The organism is Leptothoe sp. ISB3NOV94-8A (assembly GCF_043421595.1).
Classification (GTDB): domain Bacteria; phylum Cyanobacteriota; class Cyanobacteriia; order Phormidesmidales; family Phormidesmidaceae; genus Leptothoe; species Leptothoe turfae.
The window spans coordinates 5,493,174-5,513,318 of the sequence record NZ_JAXSQW010000001.1; the positions used below are offsets into that span (position 1 = coordinate 5,493,174).

Here is a 20,145-nt window from a genome sequence, read left to right on the forward strand (position 1 = left end):
GCAAAAATAGTAAGTTGAAGGTGTTGGTTGCTGGGTATTCACCAAAAGCTTGAATTCAATACCCAGCAACACAGCTGGATTACTCGCCGACAACAAGCCTCTAATTACGCCGACTACTCATTTGTAACCAACCAATGGCAATAGCCCCCATTGTCAGTTGCACCGTACTAGGCACTAAGGAAAATCCCCAAAGCCCACTCAGCAAGGCAACGATATAGAGCGCGAGCGCATAAACTTCATCACGATGGCGTAAGCGGTAACCTAAAGCAGTCATGCCGAGAGCAAGTAACAGCCACAAAACAGGTTGCATAGCCCTTATATGATTTGGTTTCAGGTTTTGGAAGAGGCGTCCACAGACACAGTCACTTCTGGGGACGTTGGATAGATTTGAAGAACAGCTTGTCTTAAAGCTTCAGTACGATCTGTATACAGATTGTTAGCAGGCATTAGATTAAAAACCTTCAGTGACGCTAAACGACGCTTAGTTTGGCCAGCAGCCCCTACAATATAAACAGAGCGACCCTTTTCAACAGCTTCTTCGATAGCACTTTCTAAGGCTAGAGATGCTGTAACGCCTAAATGAGGCACATCGTTTACATCAAAGACAACTGCATCATACTCACCAATGGCGTTATGTTCTCGGGAAATCGCTTTTGCAACCCCAAAGATCATAGGGCCACTGAGCTGGAATAACAGCACGCGACCATTGCCCTCATCTAACCAACGTTTTTCCTCAGAATTTAACCGAATCGCATCATCCGCATCAGTAATTGCTCGAACTGATTCAGAACGGAGCTGACTCATGCGATCAATAGTGAGAATATTGGCAACAAACACGCCAATACCAACAGCTGCAATCAAGTCCACCAAAACCGTCAGCAGAATAACGCCATACATAATCAGCGCACCTTTGACAGAAATTTGATGCGCTCGTTTGAGAAAACCCCAGTCAATAATGTCAATACCGACTTTGAGAGCAATACCTGCAAGCACCGCCAGGGGAATTGTTGCAGCTAAATTAGCAGCCCCCAGAATAACAACCAGCAGAACAAACGCACGAGTCAAGCCAGAAAGGGCTGTACGACCACCCGTTTGGATATTCACAACGGTTCCCATGGTAGCCCCTGCACCAGCAATACCACCGAACAGTCCCGACATCAGGTTCCCGATACCTTGACCAATCAATTCCTTATTAGAGTTGTGGTCAGTCCGAGTAAGACTATCAGCAACGACAGAAGTCAAAAGTGCATCAATACAGCCCAACATACCAAGCACAGCTGCATCAACAAACATGAGTTGCAGCTGATCAGCACTGAAGGTAGGCACCTGCATTTGCGGGAAACCCATAGGAATCTCGCCAATGCGACGAATGTCTAAGTCAGGAAATAAGACTAATGAGAGAATTGTGCCACCTATTAATGCAACTAGTTGAGGGGGGACCAACCGTTTAAGGCGAGCAGGCATGAACAAAATAATGGCAACAGAGACAGCCGCCAGCATTGTCTCTTCCGGTTGAATATTGACTAACAGTTCCGGAATCGCCTGTAGCGTACCGACAACACCGCCACTAGGACTCGCTTGGCCCAAAAATGGCGCTAGCTGCAAAATCACCAGAATGATGCCGATACCAGACATAAAGCCCGATATCACTGTGTAAGGCATCATCGTGACATATTTACCAAGCCGCAAAGCGCCAAAAATAATTTGGAATACGCCGGCCATCATGACGACGGTAAAGGCCATCGCCATACCGTTGTCAGGATCAGCAGCCACTAGATGGGCAATCACAGCTGTCATAACAACTGTCATAGGGCCAGTGGGCTCAGAAATCAGCGTGGGTGTACCACCAAATAAAGCCGCAAAAAAACCTACTAATACAGCCCCCCATAAACCTGATGCCGCACCAGCACCTGAGGCAACACCAAAGGCTAGGGCCATGGGTAACGCAATCACAGCAGCGGTGACACCCCCAAAGAGGTCACCGCGTAAATTTCGGAAATGTATCTTATTTGTAATTTGCATTTTGAAGCACCTATTAGTCCAACCAAGACTACCAGTTGCCTACCATTGGTTCTGAAATCAGCAAGCTTGCCTGATGCCTCCCAAAGAAAGCTATTGTTTGCACTGCCTCAGAAAATCAGACTCAATGGTTAGGCTACCAAGGGAGAATTGACTCTGATAAATGAAACTCCTAATTTTCATTGATTAAAGTCTACCAATAAATTGAAATGACTCCACTATTTGTTTCGTTTATTAATTTGAATTGGAGTGAAAAGCTTAACTTATAAGCCTACAAATCCAAGACGGATTTACCTTTTGGATAAAATTCCTGTGGAAGATTTACATGCAAGGCAATACAGAGGTTTTCATTTGCTGTTTTCACCCACTGATTACACATCAAGTCCAGTAAAATCTCACGTTGCTTAAATGCTGATATTCAGGCAAATTGCCCTTGCAGCTCTACCTTTCGGAATGCTTAATAAATCAATGAATTAGATTGATAAAAGCTTATATCTAGGGAGCAGTGATTGGAACCCGGCCTTAGATCTAGATCCTAGATATGGAGGGTTGGCATGGGAAACCTTTGGGTTATCTTAGTTGAGTGGCTGCCCCTCCCCTCAACCCTTAAAGACACCATGGTAAAACGTTTGACCAACCGTTCGGGCTAATCTTCTCGTTCAACAACAATGACATTCTCGGTTACCTTTTCAAAGGTATCGTCATGGCTGATCACGAATAACTGCTTGAATGCCTTCAACCGCGCAATCGCCTCAGCCAGGCTCTCACGTCGGGAGCGATCCATATTAGTAGTCGGTTCATCAAAAAAGGCAATATCAATATCAGCAAGGACCTTTAGCAAGGCTAAACGCACAGCGAGAGCGGCACACATTTGCTCTCCACCAGACAGGTTAATAAACCGACGCGTATTGCTACCTTCCTGAACCACAATTTCATAGTCCCGTGTCCATTCTAATGAGACGTTGGGTCGATTGAGCAGATCGCGAAATAGCCGATCTGCCTCCTGGGAGATGCCCTTTACATAACGTTCAGTGATGCGGGGTCCGGCTTCTTTATATGCTTTTCGAGCGAAGTTAATAAAGCGTTTGGTACGCTCCTTTTGTTTCAGGTCGAGCTGAGTCTGATCTCGCTTTTCTTTTACTTTTCGCAAACTCTCAAGTTGATCGGTCAGTTCAGCCTGGAGCTTGCGTTGCTGAGGCAGACTGCCCGTGATGCGATCGCACTGAGACTTCACCTCCCCATACCGTTGGTCTACCAGTTGTAATGTTGCTGGGTCTAACTCATCCAAGAGACGACTCAGCTGATCAACAAGACGTTCACGGTGCTGGCTTAATTCCACAACCAACTGATGAGTGGCTGCTACATCAGCGGTCCGCTGTTCTAACAATTGGGCATCTTTTTCATTTTGAATATAGATCAGATAGCCCGGTTGATACTCCTGGCGCAACTGCTGCTGCTGGGCAATTTCTTGATCGAGGTCAGTAAAGTCAGAAAGCTGAGTAGTCAGTTCAGCAAGCTGCTTTTCCCAAATTTGATGCTGGGCAGTGAGACGCCCATAGTCAGCCTCAACATTTTCCATTGCCTGAAGCTGTTCTTGTAAAAGCCGCCGCCGTCCTTTCGGATCACCGAGAGCATCCAAAGTTTTATCTATCTCACTTAACTGCTGCTCAAGCTGCTCCGTTTGTGTCAGCTGTTGTTCAAGCTGGAGAATATCGTTTTGAAGTTGGCTTTGTTGCTCGAGCAGTTCTGCATATTTTTGTTGTAGACGTGGGCGATGACTCAGCTGCGCTTTATGGCCATAAGCTTTGTTTAACTGTGTCTGTACAGACATTAATTTACGAGTCAGCTGTTCAGTGTCCACTTGTCCCGAGAGATCATTGAGAATATTCTCTAGGGTTGACAGAGTAGTCTGACTAAGAGATTGTCCAGTTGAGATCGCAGCTTCTAACTGCTCAAATACATCATTAGACAGCAGGGGTAAACTTTGTTGCAACTGTTCTAAGGACGCCAAGGCAGCCATCGTTTGTTGACCATAGTCTATAGCTTGAGAACGATGGGTAACAACCAGTTGTTGAAGCTCTGCTTCAAACTGTTGAGCGGCCTCAACTCGGCTCAGCTGTTGCTGCCAACGTTGTTGCTGTTGCTCCAAACTAGAAATTGTCTCTACACTGTCTTGTAGTGCATCAAGAGCCTTACGTTCATATTGCACCTGTTGAACATCCCGCTGGTTTCTAGACAAACGCTCTTTCAAACTGTGACAACGCAGCTGCAACTTACCCAAAACTTGTTGTTGCTGAATCACCCCCTGGCGTTCAGCCTCTAGCTCATCTTGTTGCTGACATGGTTGGGCTACATTAGCTGCCTGAGTTTGAAGCTGACTACGTTGTTCCAGTTTCACTTTAAGTCCTGCCATGGTAGCTGCTTGCTGATCTAAGCTACGTTGTTGGGACTGCTGTTGCTGTAATAATTGCTGATACTGCTTATTTCTCTGGGTTAACGTCTTAAGAATATTTTCTACCGCCAGATAACATCGATAAGCTTCAGCATGGGCTTGACATAGTTCTGTTGCCTGTTGTGCTCTTAGCTGAGCCTGCTCCATCACTTGCTGGGCTTGCTGCTTTGCCTCTAGCTGCAACACTAGTTGCTGTTGCTGTTGCTGTAAAGTCTGCACTTTTTGAGCTTGCCTAGTTAAGGCCTCTTTCTTTGCCTGGAGTTTCGTCAGATCCTGCTGTAAATTAACCAGCTGTTGCTCATCAAGAGCAATCTCTTCGGCAACACCATCATAGCGAGTCTGTAGCGTATCCAAAGACTGGAGTTGCTCCTCATACTGTTGTAGCTGATGTTTAAGCAAATCTACTTGAGCCTCAGCATACCGCCGCAGAGCGTTAGAATCTTTATGAACCCGGCGGTATTCCTCTACCTTGAGAACATTATCAAAAATAGGTTTACGCTTCTCAGTACTCAGCAAAAAATCAGCGGTAAAAGTCCCTTGAGGGACCCCAACCGTATTAGCAAAAAGTTGCCCCAACTCTGTTCCGATCGGTACGCCTAAATGCTGCTTGAGCCAGGGTTCTACCTCATCTTTAATGCGACTATAATTTAAGCGTTCCCCAAGCTGGGGATCGTATAGGGTATAGCCTCGGCTAGTACAACGCTCTACTTCGTAGGTACGGCCATCATGGCCAGAAACAAACGCGACTCTAACCTGCGCACTACCACTGCCATTCCGAATCAAGTCCTCTTGCTTATAGTTCCCTCGATAGTTAAATAGGGTCCAAGCAATCGCTTCTAAAATACTAGTCTTACCCGCACCGTTGACCCCACAGATGGCATTGGTCCCTAGCTGGAACTCAAAGTTGCGATCGCGATGAGTCTTAAAATTAGTAAGGGTAACCGACAGCAGATACATGGCAACCCCTGATTACATCCCTAAACGATCTTCTAAAGTATGCATGCGCTAGCCTAGTTTACCTGGACAGCGATTGCCACGACGTCTTCCAGCATGGCATAGCCGCAATAGAGATATTAAATCAAAGATTCGAGTTAAGGATTGCCAATTTCTTTAGAGTTTCTAGAAAATATCTAGACGACTAGAAATGTTTGACGGTTGTCGCAAAACCGGCAAAGCCTGCTGAGCCCAAACTTGAACTCTGGGATGAGAACTCGTCGCCAACTGACGGCAGAGTTTAATGGCCTGTGGCAGTTGACCACTCTCTTTATAGGCTCTGACCAACCAAATATTTGCCGAATAATATAGCTTATCCGGTGGACGCACTTGAGACGCAACATGCCTCAAGCCACTAATACCTGCTTGAAACTGTCCGACTCTAACCGCATCTATAGCAGCCTCCAGAATCTCTTGTGACATATGAAACTATCCTAAATAAACCTATGAATTGAGTTTTCGATTAAGGTAGTTCAGCAGCACCCTGATGCTTAAGTTAAGCCCCTAAGACCAATTTCAATAGTTTGAGTTAATACTTTTCGAGACTTTAACTGTTAAGATAAATAATTCTCAAAACCACCCATTATTTATCCTTGAAGGATGCAGGCACGCAAAGTTCCTAGAGTTGAACAATATTGAAATGCAAGCCTTAACATTCATGGGGAATCAATGGTTTAACATAGTCACACAAGCGCTTATTAAAGGTCTCGCCCATTGACAAGCTAGCATTCAGCAAACAAGAACCCTCTCTTATTCTGCACTGTTCTTCCCCCAAAATCTCATCATATTCATTGATGCTGTTCCTTTAGATTTTAAGGTGCATTAGTTTGTTCCTTATAATTGTGAATTAAGCTATTTTGCTGATCCATAGTAAAAGGCAAGGCAACGCTTTGTAGGAAGATATTTCTAAGTTCTGATATCGCTTAACTAGGCTAAGGCTTATACCTATAAAGACTCCATAGAGAATACTTTTGACAACGTTCCCACGCAAACAAAAAACATTAGAATCCTTTATTAGCAAGCTTTTCAGCCTTAATTCCGTGCTCCATCAGATAGAGAAACGCTATATTTTTTCAAAATAGCTAAAGCACAAACAACCAGTTTAGTAGATATCCTTAAATTGCCGAGTATAAAAACTCCTAAGTATCATTACTACTGATGGATAAACCCCCAAACTCTACGCGATTCTGTCTAGACTCTTCATATTGAGCAGATTCACAACCTTAGATTTTTTCTTTGTAATCAAAGATAATTACACCACGGGTTATAGCTCAAGCAAGTCAATAGATAGACACTTCTAACCCTGATATCAACAGATTTTGATAGTGTCAGTGCGTGAGACATGAGCAGTGACACCATCGTTAATGATCTTGAAAACGCTATATATTTTCAGACCTCATTCAGACAGATCAGTAGAACCCCTATTAAACAAAGGTTTACATCGGTCATCACCGACACAACCAAACGGAACCTTGCATAGTCTTACGGAGTCTTATTCAAAAATATCCGCCGACTGGCCGATATAAATTAATGATGATCGATTGGCACCTTTTTTTTGTTTGCTGTGGACAAAGTAAACCTTTAATTCACTGATTTTTACTAGCAAATTTTGTTGTTACTTTGAGTAAACATACGTCTAACCATAATCAATATATCAACCATAATCAGTGTTTCAATGAAGTTCCTACGAGTTTTTATGGATAACCCATAAAGCACAACACATTAATTCTCTTTGATATTACCGACAGGAGGGTCTCACCCCTCTCGACTGTCCGCAAAAACTTCTAGTATGTTGAGTATGAAAACAATCATATTCAAAGCGTGCTGGCATCAGTTTTTGCTCAAACACCCAAGTGTTTTTCGAGCTAGCTCTGAAAATATTGTTTATATCTGAAACGAGCATCAAAACGATCTGATGCTTTCATGTCTTGCTCCAGAAAACTCATTTGCTTGTGTTTTTCTCTCAAGATATATGAAAAATCCATCTGGCAGCCATAGTCTTCTGCACAGTAGAAAATCATGACGCCACCTAAATATTTATTGGAATGTACCGGTCATGTCACGGGACGCACTTATTGTCGGCATTAATCAATACCAGACATTACCTAAACTCACAGCAGCAGCTAAAGATGCAGAAGGCATCGCTAACTTGTTGGAGAACCATGGTAATTTCCGTGTACGTAGGTTACCGGAAATCATACAAAATCAGCGTCCCAAAGTAGGCCAACAAACATTAGTATCTACACAACAATTAGAAAATAGCTTAGTTAGACTTCTACTGCCCAAAGGCAACCATATTCCCGAAGCTGTCTTTTTTTATTTTTCAGGCCATGGGCTTCAGCGTGAAATAGGTATACGAGAGGGATATCTCGCCACTAGTGAAACTCAGCCAAACAATTCAAATAATAGTGGCATATCATTGTCCTGGCTGCGCCGACTTATTAAACATAGTCCTATCAGACAAATCATCATTATTTTAGATTGTTGTCATAGTGGTGAGTTTCTTTCACTAAAAGACGAAGCATGGCAAGGCTGTGATGGTCAGAGTTATCTCTTTATAGCAGCATCCCGTGAGTATGAGGAAGCTTATGAGTCATTAAGTAGCGATTATAGTGTGCTCACCCAGGCAGTTATCTCTAGCCTACGGCCTCAAAATTCTAATAGTGGTCGGGTCACAAGTACTGACTTAGTTGCATCTATCACTAATCAACTAAGTGGCGAGCTGCAACAACCCCTCTTTGAACAGGGAGGCAGTGAAATTGTTATTACCCAACACACAGAGTTCTCAACATCTACATCAGAGAACATCTCAATTATCTCTCGCCTCAAACAGTATAGTCTTAACTTTTGTCCCTATCGAGGCCCACATCCCTTTGAAGAGAAACATGCTGAGTATTATTTTGGTCGCGACGAGTTGATACAAGAACTTCTTCAGTCACTCCAACAAACCAATGTCTGTGCCGTAGTAGGAGCATCAGGTAGTGGAAAAACATCACTCCTGCGAGCAGGATTAATTCCCAGATTGTCAGCAGGTAATGATATTTTGGGCAGCGAGAATTGGCTTATACGCTATGTCAATCTTGGGACAACGCCATTGAAAACTTTAGCAACCGCGTTCACACTCGGCAGTCGGGAAATAGATGTGGCCAAACAATTATGGCAAGCAGAAGAACTTCTGCGTCATGAATCCAGTGGTCTGATTAACTTAGCTACTGCTGCATTACTAAAACAACCTACTGGCACTAAGTTATGGCTCGTTATTGATCAGTTTGAAGAGCTATTAATGCCAACGACTGATCCCCTAGTTCAACAAGAACGTGCTCAGGTTATGGAAGTTTTAGTCACCGCATTGCGCTGCTCATCCATAGCCTTAGGCATTGTTATTGGCATCCGTTCAGATGCTCTCGACCATCTGACGTGCCATAGCGAGATGTTTTCGCTAATCGAAAATAATCAGGTTGTCATCAAGCCGATGAATTACCAAGCAATCCGAAGTGTGATTGAGAAACCTGCTGAGAAGCTGGGGCTCAAAATAGACCCTCATTTAGTACATCATTTAACGTTAGATCTCACTGGAGCTCCCGGTGAACTAGCCTTGCTACAAAGTATTCTATATGAGCTTTGGCAACATCGGACCCCTATGTCCTATAGCAAAGGCGGTCCTTGTCTCTCAGTAGATAGCTATATGAAGTTAGGGCGTTTATCACAAATGCTCACGAACAGAGCAACAACTTTTTATGAATCCTTACCAGCAAATGAACAAGCGATCGCAAAACGTATTTTTATTGCTCTATGTGATTTAGGGGACGGTCGCCTGGATCAGGGTCGTTCCGTTCGCAAATCTGAGCTGATCAATCCACAATTTTCCGCAGTGATGGTTGAGCGAATGTTGCAGAAGTTAGTAGCTGCCCGGCTCGTAGTCTCAGATAAACCACACTTAGCAGCACAAACAAACGGTCAGACCATTGCAACAGCAGCTTGGCAAGCTAATCATCATTCCAACCGCTCAGACATGAGCATCATCGCTCACTGGTGTGAACAGGGAATAACATCCGACGAAAGGATTGAACTAGCCCATAAATCTTTGGTATCAGACTGGCATCTACTACGACAGTGGCTACATGCTGATCGTCCTGCGTTACGTCAGCAGCGGGACCTTGAAACCCGTGCATGGATATGGCACTCCCGTGGGGAATTAAAATGCTCTGATTATCTATTAGGGCAAAAGTACTTAAACGATATTAGTCAGTTCTTATTGGTACATGGGCAAGAGCTTTCTACATTGGCTCAAAAATTTATACAACTGAGTAAACGTACTGCCATTTATCAGCAATGGCGAAATCGCAGTGTAGCTGTTCTATTACCACTAGCAGTAATGGCAGGTATGACGGCTTCCTTGGTACGCCACCAGTTAACAATGACCTGGCAGAGTCGCACCGCACCCGGAATCATGACACCGCTATCCACCCAGCAGTGGAGTAGAGCAGGCAATACAATCAGCCCGCAACTACCTCAACGCTGGGGCATCACAGGGACAGATCAGCTGGCAATGACCTCTCAAATCTTAGACTTTAGACGCAGGCATCCAAACTCTGAATTGAATCAGCTCTCTATTATTCAGCTCACGACCCTCATGACACCCGGCGTGATCATGGCCAACTCAGCAACATTACCGGATGAAAACAGCGTCTTGGGGAATGATGAGGCAGGCATTGAACCCTAGGGTCTATATTTGAAAGGTCTCACCAACCTGCGACAATCAATGTCGGCTAGACAGAGGCAATAGAAACTGGACATGATGGGCTAAAAAATCAGACTTATGAGCAAACGGTATGTTGACTATTGGCTACTGGCTTCATTGTCATTTATGCTGGGAGCCATTGTTATTCCCAGCATCTAATCACTCGGCAGAGGTACACTTTTATGGGCAGCATTTTCAAGAAATGGCCGTTGAGACGGTTGCTACAACAAGTATTTCTGAGTGTGCTAATAGGATGCATATGGTGTCTAGGAGCCTCTACAGCCGTAGCAGAAACGGCCCAAGCAACATTTGCAGGGGGCTGTTTTTGGTGTATGGAGCATCCCTTTGATGAGCTACAAGGGGTAACAGATACCACCTCAGGCTACATGGGAGGCACTGTTGACAACCCTAGCTATCGCCAGGTTTCCTCAGGGATAACAGGCCATGCAGAGGTTGTGCAGATTAAGTATGACCCCGATATCATCAGCTATGAAACACTTTTAGATACCTTTTGGCGAAATGTAGATCCCCTGGATACCCAAGGGCAGTTTTGCGACAAAGGTAGCCAATATCGATCGATCATCTTTTATAACAATGAAATTCAGCGACAGCTTGCTGAAACGTCAAAAGAAGCAGTGAGTGATTTATTTGATCAACCCATTGCCACTGACTTGCTACCAGCAGATACGTTTTATCCGGCAGAAGATTACCACCAGAATTATTATCAGACTCATCCAGCTCGCTATCGGTTATATCGCTTTGGTTGTGGTCGTGATCAGCGTTTAGGAGAGCTTTGGGGTAATTTAAACGAGTAATCTTTTGAGTATATGTTGTGACGATGATTCCCATCGGCGGAATCATCGCTATTGACAGTCGATATATATACTATCTGCCCAAGGGATAAAAAACTGACTAAAGTAAAGGATAGATGTAATCCAATAAGTGCCCATGACTGCTGTACAGCTTTCTGCGCGCGATATCATGCGTGCCGCCTACGAAAACCGCTACACCTGGGATGGAAACTTCCCTGGCTACACTACAGATGTCGAATTTAAGCATAGTGAGCAAACCTATATTGGGAAAGCTCGAGTTAATCCCGACCTGTCAGCGGAGGTTTTTGATATTGAGGATGAGGCAGCGCTGAAGCTGGTTAAAGGGCAACTCTGGGAGGTTGCCATTCATCGAGTACGCCGTGAGTTTGAAGATACCCATGGAAAAAATACATTTGCCATGGGTGACACTGATGAGCGTGGAGCTGTGGAGATCCTGGTCGAAGGAAAATCCACTGGTGATAAGTACAAGGTTCTTGATAATGAGGTGGTGCTAGTTCATCGCCACATTCACGGCGTAGTCGTTACTATTAACACCTTTAGCACTCACGACACTGGTGCCGGCTACTTATCCCATACCTATGATTCGGTATACCACGACCCAAAAACTGGAGAGCAGAAAAAAGGGCGTAGCGAATTTACCGACGAGTACGACAAAGTAGGTGATTACTTTATCTTGACTCGTCGTGCGATCTCATCTGATGATGAGGGCGACATGGAGTTCAACTTCTCCAATATTCAGTTCCTAGCCACCGCAGCTAAATAACGAATAAATAGCCAAAACAATCAGTCACAAATTATTTGACTCGCTGCCCGCTCTACAGTTTTACTAACGGAGCGGGCATTGTTTACGTAGATTTTCCGTCACTGCCCCCACCTGCGCTTCAGAATCTAGCTGTAGTGTACGCACATCGGTTTTAATCTGATCGTTAGGGTCAGGGTTGCTAGCTATCAACTCCGCCGCTTGATAGCGATAGTCCGAAGCTTGCTGATATACCTCAACAAGCTGGAACTGAATCGTTTGCAACTTGCGATTTGAGATCAGCAGACTATCAAGTACCTGGGACACATCATAGTAAATGCGGCCAATCTGACGCTCAATGCCCTGGTTGTAGTCCGAGCCACCCAGATTGCCTTCATTGATTTCTTGAATACGTAAGTTGCCCTCTGCTAGCGCTCCATTAATTAAGGAACAGTCTTCACGAGGAGTACAGCTAGTCAAAATTAGGGCCGCCGAAACACTTAACGATAAAACTAAGCGACCTACGATACGAGAACAATAAAAAGTGGACATATAAGATTTATACATACAGTGATTGGGTTGCGACGAAGGCCTCTTTGGCTTTATGCGTCTCCCGATTTCCAGTGAAAAGACATTAGCCAACTTCCACAGGACAAGCAGCAATATTATCGCTTCTTAGTTTTACAGGTTACTAGGGTTACCCCAGGACAGCTGGAATTCAAACATACTGACATAGAGGAAATTAAATTGAACATTGGGTTTCTAGGTACAGGGCTGATGGGTACCCCCATGGCACAGCTGCTCCAATCAGCTGGATATCAAGTATATGCGTGGAACCGCAGTGCTCATAAGTTAGAGGGGCTGTTAGCAACAGGGGTTAAACAGGCAGAGACTCCTGCTAGTGCGATCGCAGCTTCTCAACTGATTATCCTGATGTTGACCAATGCTGCCGCCATCGAGACCACACTCTTAAGTCCAGAAGCTAAGGCAGAGCTAACGGGCAAAACAGTGTTACAAATGGGAACCATCGCCCCTCAAGAAAGTAAAGCCATTGCCCAAGCCGTCCAAGCGGCTGGTGGCGATTATTTCGAAGCGCCTGTTCTCGGCAGCATCCCCGAAGCCAAAGCAGGCACTTTAATTGTGATGGTAGGGGCCACCCCAGAGCAATTTGCTCAATGGCGACCAATTTTGGCATGTTTTGGGCCAGAACCTCAGTTAATGGGTCCAGTGGGTGCAGGCAGTGGTGTCAAACTGGCTATGAACCAGCTGATTGGCACCCTGACCACTGCCTTCTCCATGAGTTTAGGACTGGTCCAGCAAGAAAGCATCGACGTTGAGAAATTCATGGCCATCGTGCGACAAAGTGCACTCTACGCTCCCACCTTTGACAAAAAATTAGGCCGTATGTGCGATCTCAATTTTGCCAATCCCAATTTCCCCAGCAAGCATCTACTCAAAGACATGAACCTGTTTGTGCAAGCTGCCGACACCTTTAACGCCGACGTTGCCAAAAGTGTGGCCCATATGGTGCAACAAGCCGTAGACAAAGGACTAGCTGACCAAGATTATTCAGCCGTGTTTGCCGCTGTGAATGAATAATTTTGAGTGCTGAGTGTTGAATTTTGAGTGACATCCACCCACCAAACTTCAACACTCTGAACGCAATACTCCCAAAACTAGGCGGTCAGGGCCTTAGCTTTTACAGGTTCTGACAGGGCTCCAAATCGGCGATCGCGATTTTGGAAGGCTAGCAGTGCCTGGTGAAACTGTTGGCGGTCAAACTGGGGCCAAAATACATTAGTAAAGTACATCTCGGCGTAGGCCATTTGCCATAGTAAAAAATTGCTGAGCCGCTGCTCGCCACTGGTGCGAATTAACAGATCTGGATCGCTACAGCCAGAAGTATAGAGATGACGTTCCAACAGCTCTTCAGTAATCGCATCGGCAGACAGCTCACCCTGCTCAACACGTTCAGCAACCGAGCGACAGGCCTGAGTAATTTCATGGCGGCTACCGTAATTGATAGCAACATTAAACTCCACAGCATCGTTATGTTTGGTTTGCTCCATAGAGCGTTCCATTTCACGACGCAGGGATGTATGTAAACCGTCTAGATCACCAATAAAACGAATACGTACCCCCTCTGCATGCATTTCCGCTAACTCTTTGCGTAGCAAGCGCTCAAACAGAACCATCAGAAAATCGACTTCTTCGTGGGGACGTCGCCAATTCTCAGTCGAGAAGGCATAGGCAGTTAGAGCTCCAATCCCCCAATCCTTACAGCAGCGCAGCAAATCTTTGAGCACAATGGCCCCTCGACGATGGCCTTCAATCCGGGGTAAACCTTGGCTCTGAGCCCAGCGGCCATTGCCATCCATAATCACAGCAACGTGGTTAGGTAGACCGCGAGGGTCAAGGTCAGACGGTAGAGTTTTCAGAGTTTGGATCGTCATAATTGCAGATACGTATTGCTCCAAATATGCCTTAAACGTGAATGGCCTGTCTGTGCTGTCACGCAACCGATATAGTCAAGTTCAAGGAAAAATTAAAATATTGGCTCTTACGAAACCATTGACTTTCATACAATCATCCACACAACGCTCCTTAACTAAGAACGGTGACATGATTCAAGGATGCCCTAAATCATTGAAATTTAGACGTCTCTATAATCTATGAACAGCAGACTACAGAAAGTGCATCAAAATCCTTTGATTAAAAGACAGGTCAGACCAGTGTACCCCCTTGCTTGTTTACACCCTATAGGGTTCTTTGTCTGAGATTGTAGGTAAGGGTTTGAATTTAAAGGTCTGAAAAAGTCGGAATATCCTATGCGCAATGGCTTGGAAGATAACGGTAGTCTATCAATGGTTTTCCATTGACTGTGGCCGATGGGTGTCGATACTGCTATCGAATTTACGGATTATCTACTCTATGAGAAAACAGGACAACACCTCAGTGACCTGCAATGCTGCATATTGAAGCAGGTATGGGGAGGCAAAACCTACCGTGCGATCGCAACCATTGCTGGCTATAGTGAAGGTCATGTAAAAGATGTCGCGTCTCAGTTATGGCGCTTGCTTTCCGATGTATTAGGGGAGCGCATTACTAAGGGTAATTACCGTTCACGGCTGGTCTACTGGCTGAAACGTGCCAAACGCAAAATGGTGCACGTTGCTGAGGAAGCCTGGCCCCGCGTTAGTGCATCGCATACCTCGCAATCCACTCAAAAAACGATCCCAAACAGCGAATCGCCAATTTTAGATCCACATTTTATTGGTCGGAGCGCAGCGCTTGAAACAATCAATACCATTAGTCATCAAGGGCACAAAATCATCGTTATTCAAGGTGAGGGCGGGCTAGGCAAAACCACCCTCGCCCAGCATTATTTACGGCAAATGACATTCGATGTAGTGCTAGAGTGGCGTATTGCGCAGGAAACCTCCAGCTTAACTGCGGTTAAAAATATTCTCGACGAGTGGCTGCGTCAGGATCTCAATGATGAACCCGGTCAGGACTTGAGTATTAGCCTGAGTCGATTAAAACGTCATCTAAAACAAAAACGCGTTGGTATTCTCATTGACAACCTTGAGCCCGCTCTAGATGGTGATGGACAATTTGTTATTGAGGCTCGTTGTTATGCAGAACTCCTAAAGTTGTTAGCGGATTTTTCCATTAATGCAACAACCTTAATAACTAGCCGCGATCGTCTCTGTGAGCCAGGCATCCGAGCGTATCATTATCGCCTACCTCGTCTCACCTTTACAGATTGGCAACAGTGTTTTACCTATCATCAATTGCGCCTACCTGAGGTTGACAAGATTTTGCAGAGGTTACACCGTGCCTATGGTGGTAACGCCAAGGCAATGGAGATTTTATGTAGTACAGTACAAACTGATTTCAATGGTGACCTAGAGGCCTATTGGCAAGCTTACGGCGCAGACCCGTTAGCAGAGATTGATTTAAATAACCTGGTCATCAGCCAAATCAATCGACTCCAGTGCCTCGACCTCATAGCGTATCAACTCTTGTGTCGTCTGAGCTGTTATCGCTATCAAACCATTGCTACACTATCGCTGCCTGCTGTTCTGGCTCAATGTAACAGTACCGACGGTCAGCGGGCGATTTCATCTCTTCGCAACCGCTCACTGATTGAGATGGAAAATGGCCAATATTGGCTGCATCCAGTCATTCGTGCTGTCGCGATTGAACGGCTACGACAAAGCGACCTCTGGTATCAGGCTAATCAGGTAGCTGCCCAGTATTGGACTAATAGCATAGAGAAACTAACAGAACTGCTAGATGCTCAGAAAGCATTGGAAGCCTACTATCACTATGTTGCGATCGATGAATATCAGGCAGCAGCACAGGTGCTGTTGCAGAGCCGTCATAACCAATGGCAACAGTTCTTACCCCTGGCCAGTAGCCTGTATCGCATGGGCTTATTGCAACCTGTCAGCACATTAATTTTAGAAGTGTTATCCCATCTGGAAACGGCACCTGACCCATTGCCCCAGGTGAGCGAACTCCGTAATATTCTGGGCGATATTTATTGGATTACGGGGGAAATTAGTCAGGCCATTGAATGTCAGCAAGGTGCGATCTCAACTACTCAGCAGCGACTAGCGATTACGGATCCAGCAGATTCCCTCAACCACTATTACCTCCAGATGTTAAACATCGATTCACGGTTGAGCCTGGGACTGTATGCCATGGATCTATGGGAACTAGACCAAGCCAAAGCAGCCTTTAATACCGTTATAGAACTTGGGCAAGATACCCCACATCAGGCTTGGGCAGATAAGGCAATGGTTGCCCTGGCCCTGGCCCTGGCCTATCATAATCAAACGAAAGCTGCCCACACCCTCGCTAGCCAATGCCTCAGCACCTTTGCCCATCACAGTCCAAAGTCAGGCAGACTCGCCTATTTTATCCAGCTTTTGGGGCAAACCTATGGTCAGCTAGGGGATATGGAACAAGCTGAAACATTACATCAGCAGGCCCTCACATTTGCTGATGTTGGCCATTATCTACAAGTAAAAGCAAAAGCTCTGACTGGATTAGCCACCATTGCCCGCCAGCGTCAGCATATGGATAGGGCAATGGACTATCACAGACAGTCCATTGCCCTATTTCATAGCATTGGTGCCAAGTGCGACCTAGCCAATGCCCATGTGGAACTAGGACATAGCTATATGAGCCTTCATCAAAAAGATACTGCCCATGAGCACTGGCATCGTGCCCTAGCTTTATACTCTGATATTCATGCCCAAAAACAGGTTAACCGAGTAGAAAAACTATTAGGTTAAATGACTGACTGTAGAGTCAAATCAATTGATATTAAAAAAACAGCCTGTTCATTTTGAAAATCAGTGAGTCCCAGTATAAGCCGCTATCTACAGGCGGGTTTTATAGGCAGATCATACGAAATACTGATTTCTTCATCAGCGATTTATCCAACTATCGAAGTTACTGACTATTCTAGAAATGTGCCGAACGAGCACATCAGCAATCTTCCCCGAGACAGAAGGTAGCTGTCAGTACGATCTAGTCTCTTTGATTCTGAAAGCCAATGATTAGACTGTGCGGTGCAAACCGGCAGTCTTTTTTTTGCGCATCTCACTTTCCAATCAAAAACCACGTATTGTAAAAGGTAAAAATACTGCCTTTAATCAAGAAGTTTTATTCATTTTCAGGCACTATCTTCCCTAAAAAATAGCAATCACAAAAAACTGTTACAGCTACAGAAATCATTAATATTGATTAGTATGCGAATGAAGACCTGTGTAGCCCTATTCTTGACACATCATATCAATTGGCGTTCTCTTTTTGTTGTCGCGATCGCAACGTTGTTGCATCAATACCGTCATCGCTCACAGCCTCGAACACAACTTGATCATCCTGAGACAGCCCTTCCAGATAATAAGTCCATTCGAAGATAGCCTTTGTGCTGAGTATGTGAAACGCAGAGATAATCACTAAGAGGTGCTTCAGTGCCATAGGCTCAATGTGAATCATGGGAGAGAAAAACACATTACCAATGGTGTCATAGGAACTTGTTGCCACTAAAACCTTGGCTGGATCTACTCAATTGCTGCTGCTGCGAATTGTTCGACGGCATCAAAGCCTAAGCCTTTACGCAGAATGACTGGCTCATCTTCAGTCATATCCAAAATCGTCGATGCCAGATAGCTCGGCTCAGCTTCACTATCAATAATCAGATCAACCTGCTTCTCTAAAGCATCAAACAACTCATAGCGAGAGAAGTAAGCTTCATCCATATCCCCCGTATGGGCCGACGTGGAAATAATCGGGTTGCCCAGACTCTTCAAGAGTGCCTGACACACTGCACTATCCGGCACCCGAATCCCTGTCGTCTTACGTTTAGGATTCATCACTAGCTTCGGCACTAATTTTGTCGCAGGCAAAATAAATGTATAGGGTCCTGGCACCAGATAACGCATTGTCCGATAGGCCGGATCACTGACATAGGCATACTCAGCAATATTCGACAGCGACGAGCACAGAAATGTCAGGGGTTTATCATTTGACAGTTTCTTGAGCTGCCGTACCCGCTTAATGGCATTCTTAGACAGCAAATCACAGCCAATAGCATAAACAGTATCAGTGGCGTAGAGCATCACCGCACCACTTTGCAACTGCTTACGAATTTTCTCGACTTTAAACAATTGAGGCGACTCTGGATGGAGAGTATAAATTGTAGCCATGGGTCGAGCCCTCACTCGTGACTCGCTACTGCAAACTGTATCGTAACGAGTGCTACCGTATTTTTACGAAAACGGCTAATTCTCTTAACAAAAGTCCTATGGTCACCTCCAGCTTTGAAACACGTGTACCACTACATCAGCAAACGTTTTCCTTAGATCACGCGGCGTTCACTAAGTTACTTACCCACACCGAAAACCTACTGATCATTCAAGATTTGGATGGAGTGTGCATGGGACTGGTTAAAGATCCCCTCAACCGTGAAATCCATCCATCATATGTAGAAGCTGTCACAGCCTATGATGGTCATTTTTTTGTTCTGACCAATGGTGAACACATTGGCAAACGAGGAATTAACGGCATTATTGAAAAGGCATTAGGGAAAGACGTGAGCGATTGTCACTTACCAGGGCTAGCAGCCGGAGGTGTGCAGTGGCAGGACCGCTACGGCCAGTTAAACCACCCTGGCGTCAGTGATGATGAGCTCATTTTTCTTCAATCTGTCCCCAATCGGATTACAACAGCCCTGCGTGAGTTTTTGAACAACCTTAACCACGGTTTATCCTCAGAAGTTCTAAACCACTGCATCAATGCATCAGTACTAGACAATGTGGCATCCCCTACAGCCAACCTCAACACGTTTTACGAAAAGCTTGCCAATCCAGCGCTTTATCAACAAATTCAAGAACACATGAAAGTGCTAATGGATCAGCTTTTGACAGAGGCTGTAGAAAAAGGCTTGGGGGACTCATTTTTTGTGCACTATGCCCCTAACTTAGGGCGCAACAACAATGGTGACGAAGCTGTATGGTGGGCCAATGAGACCACTTCAGGCACCACAGATTTTCAATTTATGCTGCGCGGAGCCATTAAGGAAGCTGGAGTACTGGCTTTACTTAATCGCTATTACTTCAAGAAAATAGGGGTACACCCCTTAGGGATTGGATTTAATGCGCGGCAAGCCCCTAGAACGATGGATGATATGTTGGCTCTGGTCAAGCAAGACTTTGACCCGGCGCACATGCCGCTGATCATTGGTGTTGGTGATACGGTTACCAGCCAGGCTGTGGAGACAGAAGATGGATTGGTGTTTCAGCGTGGTGGGAGCGATCGCAACTTCCTCCAGCTGATCCAAAATATCGGCCACGTCTTTAATAATGGCAATCTCGTCGCCTATGTCGACAGCAGTGGTGGAGAACTTAAAAACCGTCGTCCCGTCCAAGTGGAGACCCAAAATGGTATCTCAAAAGTAACCCAAGGCCCTGGTGATCCACGGGATAATAGCGACCCGCTAAAGCTAAATGTGGTTTTTCCTGGTGGTCATCAGCAATATTGCCAGATATTCGAAACAGGTGCCCACGGGCGGCGGCAATTGTAACCTGAGAGGGTCAGCTTCGGAATTAATTGGGCGGTATAGCCATCAAGCTGGGCAGGCTCGCGACACCGACGCCTCAACCACAATATCCGGGACCGATACTAGAGCATTGCGATGGCAACTGTCATCGCAATGCTCTATCTACCTAAGGTGCAATCGGAAAGCAGATAGTCTCGATACGGTGGCATCTCATGCTCATAACAGCCGCGCTGCGCAATGGTGCAGGCATGATTGGCGAAGCTAAATGAACAAAGGATCATATTAGTCAGC

Annotated in this window: 14 protein-coding genes; 6 read left to right on the forward strand and 8 right to left on the reverse strand. The window is 45.3% G+C overall.

Translation table 11 applies throughout. The features are described 5' to 3' along the window. Nucleotides 1-100 precede the first annotated feature (100 nt). The 4 genes from SPB21_RS23530 to SPB21_RS23545 all read right to left on the reverse strand — a co-directional run bounded on the left by SPB21_RS23530 (nucleotide 101) and on the right by SPB21_RS23545 (nucleotide 5,887). On the reverse strand, nucleotides 101-310 hold the full coding sequence (locus SPB21_RS23530; RefSeq protein ID WP_163659883.1) for a hypothetical protein: 210 nt from the start codon (nucleotides 308-310) through the stop codon (nucleotides 101-103). 20 nt (nucleotides 311-330) lie between these two features. Next, nucleotides 331-2,022 carry a bicarbonate transporter BicA gene (bicA, locus tag SPB21_RS23535; protein ID WP_163659885.1) on the reverse strand — a complete coding sequence of 564 codons (1,692 nt, stop codon included), beginning with the start codon at nucleotides 2,020-2,022 and terminating at the stop codon, nucleotides 331-333. 643 nt (nucleotides 2,023-2,665) lie between these two features. Beyond that, complete coding sequence (locus SPB21_RS23540; protein ID WP_499867839.1) at nucleotides 2,666-5,428, reverse strand: AAA family ATPase; 2,763 nt, start codon at nucleotides 5,426-5,428, stop codon at nucleotides 2,666-2,668. 162 nt (nucleotides 5,429-5,590) lie between these two features. Then, nucleotides 5,591-5,887: a hypothetical protein gene (locus SPB21_RS23545; RefSeq protein WP_163659889.1), complete on the reverse strand. Its 297-nt coding sequence runs from the start codon at nucleotides 5,885-5,887 to the stop codon at nucleotides 5,591-5,593. 1,633 nt (nucleotides 5,888-7,520) lie between these two features. Here SPB21_RS23545 and SPB21_RS23550 point away from each other — a divergent pair. From SPB21_RS23550 to SPB21_RS23560, 3 genes are all read left to right on the forward strand, one after another. Beyond that, nucleotides 7,521-10,187: an nSTAND1 domain-containing NTPase gene (locus tag SPB21_RS23550; protein ID WP_499867840.1), complete on the forward strand. Its 2,667-nt coding sequence runs from the start codon at nucleotides 7,521-7,523 to the stop codon at nucleotides 10,185-10,187. 200 nt (nucleotides 10,188-10,387) lie between these two features. Further along, complete coding sequence (gene msrA / locus SPB21_RS23555; RefSeq protein WP_499867841.1) at nucleotides 10,388-11,020, forward strand: peptide-methionine (S)-S-oxide reductase MsrA; 633 nt, start codon at nucleotides 10,388-10,390, stop codon at nucleotides 11,018-11,020. A 133-nt stretch (nucleotides 11,021-11,153) separates the two neighbouring features. Next, nucleotides 11,154-11,801, forward strand: a complete 648-nt coding sequence (locus SPB21_RS23560; protein ID WP_499867842.1) for a DUF3386 domain-containing protein — start codon at nucleotides 11,154-11,156, stop codon at nucleotides 11,799-11,801. Nucleotides 11,802-11,864: 63 nt separating this feature from the next. On the opposite strand, the gene SPB21_RS23565 is transcribed toward SPB21_RS23560, so the two are convergent. After that, a complete protein-coding gene (locus tag SPB21_RS23565; RefSeq protein WP_163659896.1) occupies nucleotides 11,865-12,329 on the reverse strand; it encodes a hypothetical protein in 465 nt (154 codons plus the stop codon). A 195-nt stretch (nucleotides 12,330-12,524) separates the two neighbouring features. Here SPB21_RS23565 and SPB21_RS23570 point away from each other — a divergent pair, with 195 nt between their 5' ends. Next, nucleotides 12,525-13,376: an NAD(P)-dependent oxidoreductase gene (locus SPB21_RS23570; protein WP_499867843.1), complete on the forward strand. Its 852-nt coding sequence runs from the start codon at nucleotides 12,525-12,527 to the stop codon at nucleotides 13,374-13,376. Between the two features lie 77 nt (nucleotides 13,377-13,453). Here SPB21_RS23570 and uppS read toward each other — a convergent pair whose 3' ends face one another. Further along, nucleotides 13,454-14,230, reverse strand: a complete 777-nt coding sequence (gene uppS, locus SPB21_RS23575) for a polyprenyl diphosphate synthase (protein ID WP_163659900.1) — start codon at nucleotides 14,228-14,230, stop codon at nucleotides 13,454-13,456. Nucleotides 14,231-14,665: 435 nt separating this feature from the next. Between uppS and SPB21_RS23580 the strand changes: the two genes are divergently transcribed. Continuing rightward, nucleotides 14,666-17,083, forward strand: coding sequence for a tetratricopeptide repeat protein (locus SPB21_RS23580; protein ID WP_163659902.1), 2,418 nt, complete (start codon nucleotides 14,666-14,668; stop codon nucleotides 17,081-17,083). Between the two features lie 502 nt (nucleotides 17,084-17,585). On the opposite strand, the gene SPB21_RS23585 is transcribed toward SPB21_RS23580, so the two are convergent. Further along, a complete protein-coding gene (locus tag SPB21_RS23585; protein WP_499867844.1) occupies nucleotides 17,586-17,840 on the reverse strand; it encodes a hypothetical protein in 255 nt (84 codons plus the stop codon). A 17-nt stretch (nucleotides 17,841-17,857) separates the two neighbouring features. Continuing rightward, nucleotides 17,858-18,502, reverse strand: coding sequence for an L-threonylcarbamoyladenylate synthase (locus tag SPB21_RS23590; RefSeq protein WP_163659906.1), 645 nt, complete (start codon nucleotides 18,500-18,502; stop codon nucleotides 17,858-17,860). Between the two features lie 98 nt (nucleotides 18,503-18,600). Between SPB21_RS23590 and stpA the strand changes: the two genes are divergently transcribed. Next, entirely contained in the window at nucleotides 18,601-19,878 is a 1,278-nt protein-coding gene (stpA, locus tag SPB21_RS23595) for a glucosylglycerol 3-phosphatase (RefSeq protein WP_163659908.1), read from the forward strand. The last annotated feature ends 267 nt before the right edge of the window (nucleotides 19,879-20,145 follow it).

Excerpts from the sequence above, each read along its gene's own strand:
- SPB21_RS23545 (WP_163659889.1), bottom strand. The coding sequence starts at position 5,887 with ATGTCACAAGAGATTCTGGAGGCTGCTATAGATGCGGTTAGAGTCGGA.
- SPB21_RS23540 (WP_499867839.1), bottom strand. The coding sequence starts at position 5,428 with ATGTATCTGCTGTCGGTTACCCTTACTAATTTTAAGACTCATCGCGAT.
- SPB21_RS23580 (WP_163659902.1), top strand. The coding sequence starts at position 14,666 with ATGGGTGTCGATACTGCTATCGAATTTACGGATTATCTACTCTATGAG.
- SPB21_RS23560 (WP_499867842.1), top strand. The coding sequence starts at position 11,154 with ATGACTGCTGTACAGCTTTCTGCGCGCGATATCATGCGTGCCGCCTAC.
- uppS (WP_163659900.1), bottom strand. The coding sequence starts at position 14,230 with ATGACGATCCAAACTCTGAAAACTCTACCGTCTGACCTTGACCCTCGC.
- stpA (WP_163659908.1), top strand. The coding sequence starts at position 18,601 with ATGGTCACCTCCAGCTTTGAAACACGTGTACCACTACATCAGCAAACG.
- bicA (WP_163659885.1), bottom strand. The coding sequence starts at position 2,022 with ATGCAAATTACAAATAAGATACATTTCCGAAATTTACGCGGTGACCTC.
- SPB21_RS23565 (WP_163659896.1), bottom strand. The coding sequence starts at position 12,329 with ATGTCCACTTTTTATTGTTCTCGTATCGTAGGTCGCTTAGTTTTATCG.
- msrA (WP_499867841.1), top strand. The coding sequence starts at position 10,388 with ATGGGCAGCATTTTCAAGAAATGGCCGTTGAGACGGTTGCTACAACAA.
- SPB21_RS23550 (WP_499867840.1), top strand. The coding sequence starts at position 7,521 with ATGTCACGGGACGCACTTATTGTCGGCATTAATCAATACCAGACATTA.
- SPB21_RS23530 (WP_163659883.1), bottom strand. The coding sequence starts at position 310 with ATGCAACCTGTTTTGTGGCTGTTACTTGCTCTCGGCATGACTGCTTTA.
- SPB21_RS23590 (WP_163659906.1), bottom strand. The coding sequence starts at position 18,502 with ATGGCTACAATTTATACTCTCCATCCAGAGTCGCCTCAATTGTTTAAA.